Raw genomic sequence first — 8,002 nt, forward strand, 5'->3', positions numbered from 1 at the left:
ACCGCGTGCAAGAATGATTCACCGAAATGAGTGAACGAGGGTTCGGCGCGAGCGAATTTCGCTGCTCATTTAACCCCCAGAGTTGACCGCTTACCGAAAGCGCGGGGCGCGAGTGGCGCGGCGGCGGTCCGGTCCGGCAGTCTCGGGCGAGACATGAACCCCACAGCGCAGCCAACCCCGGCTCCCCTCTCCGTACCCATGGCCGACCTGGCGACCTGCACTCCGGATCAGCTCGGGATCTTTCCGGAAACGACGATCTACTTCCCGCGGAAACACGACGCGGAACTGCGATCCGTCATCGCGACGGCCGCGGGCGGGACGAGCCGGATGGTCATTCTTGTTGGCGATCCGGCAACGGGAAAGAAACGTGCGTTGTGGGAGGCGATCCGCGCGAACGACGACGAATCCTTGCTCCTCAGCCGCTGGAAGATCTGGCCGGGACTCAGTCCCTGCACGCCGGAAGAGCTGCTGGCGAACGAGAGCGGCCTGCCTCCCTCGACGGTGGTGTGGCTTCCGGCCGCCGAGCGGTGCCTCTTGTCCGGCGACAGCGAACGCGACGACCGCGCCGCCCGCTGCCTGCGCACTCTCCTCGGCGACGAAACCCGCGCCCCCTGCCTGATCCTGATCACCCTGACCCGCGAGAGCTGGAAAGCGCTCAACGCGCCGTCCGGCCGGAAACCGGCGGGCCCGGACCGTCCCAACGTCCAACTGCTCCTGCGGCAGGCAACTGTCATCCGGGTGGGCGAGTCCTTCACCAAGACCGAACTCTGCAAGGCGCGCGATTCTCCTGAACCGAGGCTGGCCGAAGCGGCGGCGAGCGCACCGGACGGCCGCGTGATCCAGACTCTCGTCGCCGAACCGGAACTTCGCACGCGGTACCGCGACGCGGGCCCGGAAGCTCGCGCGCTGCTGGATTTCCTGATCGCGGCACTGCACGCCGGGCACGGCCGATGGTTGCCACGCGACGTTTTGCAGCAAGGCGCGCGGGCTCTTCTCGGAAGCCGCGCGCCCGAGTCAGCCGAGTGGTTCGCCGACGCAGTGAGCGAGTTGACCGAGCAGGTGCCTGGCGGGGCCGCCGTCCTGATCCGGAAATCCGGGAAACCCGGCGAGGCGGCGGAATCGTACTGCCTCGCGCCCTCGCTCGAGCGGCATTTCGTGACCGGGACGGCGAAGCTGGTCCTGCCGGACAAACTGGTGTGGCCGGTGCTGCGCGAGAAGGCCGATCCGGAAAACTGCCTCGCCCTGGCGAAAGAATGCGAAAAACGCCACCTGCTGGAATTGAGCGCTCAATTCTTCTTGCGGGCGGCCGAAAACGGATGCCCACGCGCACGCGCCGAACTCGCCGCGATGCTGGCCAGGGCAGGCCGGATCGACGAGGCAATCAGCCAATACAAAACGATCGCGCGAACCAGCTTCGATCCGGACCACGTCGAGCACGCCGTCCGCGAAGGAGCCAGGATGCTTTTCGCCGCCAAGCGGCCCAAAGACGTCCTCGACTGGCTCGGCCCGCTCGTCGCTGAAGGAAACCGTTCCGCCGAGGTATTGGTCGCGGTAGCGCACACCCAGCTCAAGCAGCCGGGCAAAGCGCTGGCTATTCACCAGCGGCTCGCCGAGAAGGGAGATCTGCATTCGGCGGCGGTCGTGGCCGAGGGCATCGCGTTCCGGGAGGACTCCCCCGGGCAGCAGCCTGGCCGGGCCTCGCTGACGCCGAAGGAGCGGGCCGAGGACCAGCAGCGTCGGCAGGAGCAGCTCGACGAAGCGGTCCGCTACCTGACCGAACTGGGCGAACGCACCGGGCTCGACCTGCTGCCGATGATCACGGACCTGACAGTCGACGCAGCCGGGCCCGAAGCCGCGGTCAGGATGCTCTCGGCGAAAGCGACCGAGCACGGCCGGCACGACGCCTACCTCCTCGGCGCCCAGGTGCTGGCTTCGGCCGGCCAAGTGGAAGACGCGCTCGATTGGATCGCGACGGCGCGGCAATACGACGTCCCGGGCGCGGCGGCCGCCGCGGTGCAGATCAACCTCAGCACAGATCCGGGGACAGCAGAGCGGCTCGCCCTCGCCTGCGCGGGCGACGGCGACGCCGTACCGCTGATCGCCGTCGGCGACGCCTACTCCTCCTCGGATCGTCCGCGGAAAGCGCTTGCCTGCTACTACGAGGCAGCCGAGCACGAACCCCGTGCGGTGGTCGCCGCAGCGCTCGCTGCCGCCCGGCACGGTCTGTTCGACGACGCCGTCAGCTGCTATCGGACCGCCCAGCGAGCGAGCGACGCCCCGGACCCCGCCGAGATCGCCCTGCTGCTCTGCCGTTTCGGGGAGACCAGGAAAACCTCGGATTCCGAGTACTCCGAGCCGATCGCTCAAGCCCTGAAGTGGTACGTCGAAACCGTCCCGCTGACCAGCGGCGCGCTGGTCCCGGTCGCCCGGTACATCGCGGATGTCTACGCCAAGGACCTTGTCGAGGCTTATCGCACCCGCGAGGACGTTTCCTGGAACCACGCGCTGCTCTCGATCGCCGACGCGCTCGTCGACGCCGACAGCCTCCGCCCCGACGGGACAGACCGGGCGACCGCGAGCGGATCCGGCATGGAACTCACGTCGTCCACCCTCCTGGTCGTGGCTTCCGGCCTCTACGCCGAAGCCGCCAACGCGGGATCGGTGCTGGCCAGAGAACGGGCTGTGCGGCTCTTGATCAAGCGTCAGAGCTTCGCGGAAGCGGCCCAGCTGCTCGGTTCCACGGGCGCCTGCCCGCCGGCCCGGCTGCCCGGCCTTCGGGCGGAGGCTCTCGCCGGACTGGGAGATCTGACCGAAGCGGAGCGCATGATCGAGCAGCAGATCGCGGACGACGATTTCAGCTCCGTGGCAGGCGTCGCCCGAGGGTTCCTCCTGCACGGAAAGCTCGACACCGCACCGGAAAACCGCGGCAAGGCCCGAAAGAACCGCGACAAAGCATGGGAACTCGCGGAGCGCGGAGTCCGCGGCGGCGACATCGAATGCCATGTCCTGCTGGCGGATCTCCGCCGCAACGCCGGCCAGCCGGGGAAGGTGCTCGACCTCTACTGCACCGCGTTGGCCTACGGTCATCCGCGGGCGCGCAAGCGCATCGACCACCTGGCGTCCTCGGAAACTCCGGACTGGAACCATAAGCAGTTCCGCAAGTACGGACTCGATCCGCGTGGGGAAATCGCGGGAGGCTGGTCTGTTCCGGACCCCCGCGAGGCCGAGCGGTGAGGGGTACGCGGCTCCCGATCCGCCGCCGCCTTCGGACGTTAGCCGTTGCCGGGGCCGCGGCGGCCGGGGCGGTCGCTGTGTTGTGGTTTCTGCTCGGGCCGTTCGTGTCCTGGGTCGGCGGTGCCGACGTCACACGCCTCGCGGTCGCCGAGCGGGCAGCTGTCCTGAGCGGCATTCGCGGACAGATAGCGAGTTTTCTCGCCCCCCTCGGCATCAGCGTCCCGGTTTGGGTCACGGTCAGGAAATTTTTCCTCGACCGAGACAAGCAGGTCACCGATATCTACGCCGCGGCGATCGGCCACCTTGGCTCCGAGCGCCCTTCGACGCGAGCCGGCGGGGTCCGGACGCTGGAAAGAATGTACGAGGATTCCCCTCGCGACCGCGCCCGGGTTGTCGAAACGCTCACGGACTTCCTGCGCAGTCACGGCGGAACGGGAGAACCGCTCCCACTGGACGTCAGAGTCGCCCTGCGGGCGCTGCGCACTCACCCTCCTCCCCAGGGAGCACGGCTCGACCTCGTCCGCGTGCATCTGCCCGGCGCCGAGCTGAGGCTGACCGACCTTCGTCACGCGAACTTCGCCGCGGCGAAGTTGACCGACGCGGACTTCGCCGAGGCGCGGCTCGACGGCGCCGATTTCACGGATGCGATCCTGACCGCGGCGCAGCTGGCAGGCGCGAAATTGTCCGCCGCGACGCTCGATCATGCCAACTGCCGTCGTGCGAACCTGCGTCGCGCGGTGCTCGCCCGGGCCAGTCTCCGCGGCACCGATTTGACCGAGGCAATCCTGGCGGGCGCCGACCTCAGCAATGCCGATCTGACCGGGGCGACCCTGGCTCGCGCCGACGTGTCCGGTGCGGTGTTCGAGCGCGCGGTCCTCGTCGGCGTCGACCTCAAAGCGGTGCGCGGGCTCAGCCGGCACGCGCTTCGGCTGGCCGTCACGGACGCCACCACGAAGCTGCCGCCGGAACCGGCTGCCGGGTAGCGCGCCGTCTCCCGGCGCTCGATCGCTGTCCACACGTTCAAAGCTCGGTGTTACCAATTGCCTACACAACCCCGGCTACCCGAACCGGTGAACCCGCTACGCCAGCCGTGGCCCGAGGAATCGCAGGACTTCCGGCAGGACTCCCTGCCAGTACTCCGCCGTGTGCTTGCCCGCCGTGATCCGCGAGACCTCCGGCTTGGCGCTGGTGATCAGCTTCCGGTTGGCCGCCAGGAACGGATCGCCGTCGCCGCACCACACGCCGAGGCCTCGGGTCGGGAGTTCGTCGACGTGCCGCAGCGGTTCGGCGGCGGTCCAGTCGTCCTCGGACGCGAAGATGTGCCGGGACCGGGCTTCTGGCCACGTGCGGAACAGGGCCGCGCTGCAGGTGGCCACGGTAGTCACGTCGCGGCGGTGGAGGGCAAGGTTCAGGGCGCCGAAGCCGCCCATGGAGATGCCGAGGAGGCCGGTCATCGGGCGGAGTCCCGCCTCGGACAGCCAGCCGGGGAGTTCGTCGGTGAGCATGCGGTGCGGGTCGTCCTCGCCGTCGGGCATCCAGTAGTGGCTGCCGTCGACCGCGACGACCGCGAACGGCGGGGTGCCCGAGCGGACCGCGGCGGTGAGGGCCGCGGGCACGCCCAGGTCCAGGAACGTGCGGGCGTTCGACCCGCGGCCGTGCAGTGCCACGCAGACCGGCAGGCCGGTGCTGGGGACGTCGTCCGGCGTCATGAGCACGACGTCGACGTCCCGGCCGCGGGCCGCGGAGTGCCTGCGGTGGATCGTGACGGACGCCTTCAGGGGCGACGGGCTGGAGGCCGGGGCAGCCGAGGTCGGCGCAACCACCGGGGCGGAGCGCCCGGTGCAGGCGGAGACGAGCGCCGCGGCACTGCCGAACAGCAGGCCGCGTCGCGTGACACCGGGCTTTGACCGCATCGCTTCAGCCGCGCGTCTCCTCTTCTGCTTGCTCCTCGTCCTCGTCGGCCCGAGGAGCTTTGTAAGGGTCCGCTTCGCCCGCGGGCTGGGCTCCGGTCGCCCGGCGGGCCACCTCGGCGTCCGATTCGCGGGCCTTCGCGAGCAGTTCTTCGATGCGGCGGGCGTCGTCCGGGACGCTGTCCGCGACGAAGGTGAGCGTCGGGGTGTAGCGGACGCCGGTGCCCTGTCCCACCTTCGTGCGCAGGACGCCGCGCGCGGCTTCCAGGGCGGCCGCGGCGCTCGCGAAGTCCGGCTCCGCGTCGAGGCTTTCGCCGAGCACCGTGTAGTACACCGTGGCGTCGTGCAGGTCCGCAGTGACGCGGGCGTCGGTGATGGTCACCGAACCCAGTCGCGGGTCCTTGACGTCGTGTTCGATCGCCGAGGCCACGATCTGCGAGATCCGCTTGGCGAGCTTGCGTGCCCGAGCGGGATCGGCCATGGCTGAGGTCTCCTTCTCCGGATTTCCGGGTGTTCTAGTCGTCCGGGCCGAGCAGCCGGCGGCGCGCGGACAGCAGTTCGAACTCGGGGCGGCCGGCCGCGAACCGCTCGCACGCGTCGAGCACGTCCCGGATGTGCTCGCCGTCGGGGGCGACCGCGGCGACGCCGATGAGCGCGCGCCGGTGCAGGTCCAGATGTCCCGCCTCGGCGACCGAGACGGAAAAGCGTTTCCGCAGTTCGGCCACCACCGGCCGCACCACGGATCGTTTCTGCTTCAACGAATGCACGTCGTCGAGCAGCAAGTCGAGCTCCAAGGCTCCGACAAACATAGGCAGCGAAGTTGTGCCGCGAGGGCGGTCCGGGGTGCGCGCCTGGCGCACCCCGGACCGGTCACTCACGCACGGGGCTTCTCCCGCTGTTCGTAGGTCTCGATCACGTCGTCGACCTTGATGTCGCTGTACGAGCCCAGCGTGAGACCGCACTCGTACCCTTCCCGGACCTCGACCACGTCGTCCTTGAAGCGGCGCAGCGAGTTGATCGGCAGGTTCTGCGCGACCACGTTGCCGTCGCGCAGGAGGCGAGCCTTGGCGTTGCGCCGGATCTCGCCGGACATGACCAGGCAACCCGCGATCGTGCCGATCTTGGAGGACTTGAAGACGTCCCGGACCTCGGCGCGGCCCAGTTCGACCTCTTCGTACTCCGGCTTGAGCATGCCCTTCAGAGCCTGCTCGATCTCCTCGATCGCCTGGTAGATGACCGTGTAGTAGCGCACGTCGACGCCCTCGCGGGTGGCCCGCTCGGTCGCCTTGCCCTGTGCCCGGACGTTGAACCCGAGAACGATCGCGTCGGACGCGGTCGCCAGGTCGATGTCCGATTCGGTCACGCCGCCGACGCCGCGGTGCACGACGTGCAGTTCGACGTCTTCGCCGACGTCCAGCTGCAGCAGCGCCGCTTCGAGCGCCTCGACGGTACCCGAGTTGTCGCCCTTGATGATCAGGTTGAGGCTGCTCGTCTCCTTCAAGGCGGAGTCGAGGTCCTCGAGGCTGACCCGCTTGCGGCGCGACGCGTTGAGCGCGTTGCGGGTGCGAGCGGAGCGGCGCTCGGCGATCTGCCGGGCGACGCGGTCCTCGTCGACCACCAGGAAGGTGTCGCCCGCTCCCGGCACCGAGGTGAACCCGATGACCTGGACCGGACGCGAGGGCAGCGCCTCGGTGACGTCCTCGTTGTGCTCGTCGACCATCCGGCGGACGCGGCCGTAGGCGTCGCCCGCCACGACCGAGTCGCCGACGCGCAGCGTGCCGCGCTGGACCAGGACGGTGGCCACCGGGCCGCGGCCGCGGTCGAGGTGCGCCTCGATCGCGACGCCTTGGGCCTCCATGTCCGGGTTGGCCCGCAGGTCCAGAGCCGCGTCCGCGGTCAGCAGGATCGCCTCGAGAAGCCCGTCGATGTTGATGTTCTCCCGTGCGGAGATCTCGACGAACATCGTGTCGCCGCCGTATTCCTCGGCGATGAGGTTGTACTCGGTGAGCTGCTGCCGGATCTTGTCCGGGTTCGCGCCCTCCTTGTCGATCTTGTTGATCGCGACCACGATCGGGGCCTTCGCGGCCTGCGCGTGGTTGATCGCCTCCACCGTCTGCGGCATGACGCCGTCGTCGGCCGCCACCACGATCACCGCGATGTCGGTCGAGTTCGCGCCTCGGGCACGCATGGCGGTGAACGCCTCGTGACCCGGGGTGTCGATGAAGGTGATGAGCCGCGGCACGCCTTCGAGCTCGGTCTCGATCTGGTAGGCGCCGATGTGCTGGGTGATCCCGCCGGCCTCGCTCTCGCGGACCTTCGTCTTGCGGATCGTGTCCAGCAGCCGGGTCTTGCCGTGGTCGACGTGACCCATGATGGTGACGACCGGCGGACGGACCTGCAGGTCCTCCTCGCCGCCCTCGTCCTCGCCATAGGTGATGTCGAAGGTCTCCAGCAGCTCGCGGTCCTCCTCCTCGGGGGAGACGACCTGGACGACGTAGTTCATCTCGCCGCCGAGCAGCTCGAGGATGTCGTCCGACACGGACTGCGTCGCGGTGACCATCTCGCCGAGGTGGAAGAGCACCTGCACCAGCGAAGCCGGGTTGGCGTCGATCTTCTCGGCGAAGTCGGTCAGCGAAGCGCCGCGCGGCAGCCGGATCGTCTCGCCGCTGCCCTTGGGCAGGCGGACGCCGCCGACGCTGGGCGCCTGCATGTTGTCCATGTACTCCTGGCGCTTCTGCCGCTTCGACTTGCGGCCCTTGCGCGAGGGCCCGCCGGGACGACCGAAGGCACCGGCCGTTCCGCCGCGACCGCCGGGGCCGCCGCGACCGCCGCCGCCGCCGCGGAAACCGCCGCCGCCG

The 8,002-nt window shown here is 69.4% G+C and carries 7 protein-coding genes; 2 read left to right on the top strand and 5 right to left on the bottom strand.

The genetic code is table 11. The features are described 5' to 3' along the window. The first annotated feature begins 30 nt into the window (after positions 1 to 30). Entirely contained in the window at positions 31 to 3,234 is a 3,204-nt protein-coding gene (locus EIZ45_RS45045; RefSeq protein WP_134670166.1) for a hypothetical protein, read from the top strand. Between the two features lie 38 nt (positions 3,235 to 3,272). Here EIZ45_RS45045 and EIZ45_RS45050 read toward each other — a convergent pair whose 3' ends face one another. Then, on the bottom strand, positions 3,273 to 3,536 hold the full coding sequence (locus EIZ45_RS45050; protein WP_134670163.1) for a hypothetical protein: 264 nt from the start codon (positions 3,534 to 3,536) through the stop codon (positions 3,273 to 3,275). A 54-nt stretch (positions 3,537 to 3,590) separates the two neighbouring features. On the opposite strand from EIZ45_RS45050, the gene EIZ45_RS45055 reads away from it, so the two are divergent. Then, entirely contained in the window at positions 3,591 to 4,217 is a 627-nt protein-coding gene (locus EIZ45_RS45055) for a pentapeptide repeat-containing protein (RefSeq protein ID WP_134670161.1), read from the top strand. A gap of 96 nt (positions 4,218 to 4,313) precedes the next feature. On the opposite strand, the gene EIZ45_RS45060 is transcribed toward EIZ45_RS45055, so the two are convergent. The 4 genes from EIZ45_RS45060 to infB form a co-directional block, all read right to left on the bottom strand. After that, positions 4,314 to 5,147, bottom strand: coding sequence for an alpha/beta hydrolase family protein (locus tag EIZ45_RS45060; protein ID WP_134670159.1), 834 nt, complete (start codon positions 5,145 to 5,147; stop codon positions 4,314 to 4,316). A 4-nt stretch (positions 5,148 to 5,151) separates the two neighbouring features. Further along, a complete protein-coding gene (gene rbfA / locus EIZ45_RS45065; protein WP_037812532.1) occupies positions 5,152 to 5,625 on the bottom strand; it encodes a 30S ribosome-binding factor RbfA in 474 nt (157 codons plus the stop codon). Positions 5,626 to 5,659: 34 nt separating this feature from the next. Next, positions 5,660 to 5,953: a DUF503 domain-containing protein gene (locus EIZ45_RS45070; RefSeq protein WP_037812533.1), complete on the bottom strand. Its 294-nt coding sequence runs from the start codon at positions 5,951 to 5,953 to the stop codon at positions 5,660 to 5,662. Positions 5,954 to 6,018: 65 nt separating this feature from the next. Next, a partial coding sequence (gene infB, locus EIZ45_RS45075; protein WP_134736125.1) for a translation initiation factor IF-2 occupies positions 6,019 to 8,002 on the bottom strand: 1,984 nt, incomplete at its 5' end.

It is taken from the genome of Amycolatopsis sp. CFH S0740 (genome assembly GCF_004522315.1).
Lineage (GTDB): Bacteria > Actinomycetota > Actinomycetes > Mycobacteriales > Pseudonocardiaceae > Amycolatopsis > Amycolatopsis nivea.

Bases quoted from the DNA above. Each gene is read 5' to 3' on its own strand.
- EIZ45_RS45055 (WP_134670161.1), top strand. From the start codon at position 3,591: ATGTACGAGGATTCCCCTCGCGACCGCGCCCGGGTTGTCGAAACGCTC.
- EIZ45_RS45070 (WP_037812533.1), bottom strand. From the start codon at position 5,953: ATGTTTGTCGGAGCCTTGGAGCTCGACTTGCTGCTCGACGACGTGCAT.
- EIZ45_RS45060 (WP_134670159.1), bottom strand. From the start codon at position 5,147: ATGCGGTCAAAGCCCGGTGTCACGCGACGCGGCCTGCTGTTCGGCAGT.
- rbfA (WP_037812532.1), bottom strand. From the start codon at position 5,625: ATGGCCGATCCCGCTCGGGCACGCAAGCTCGCCAAGCGGATCTCGCAG.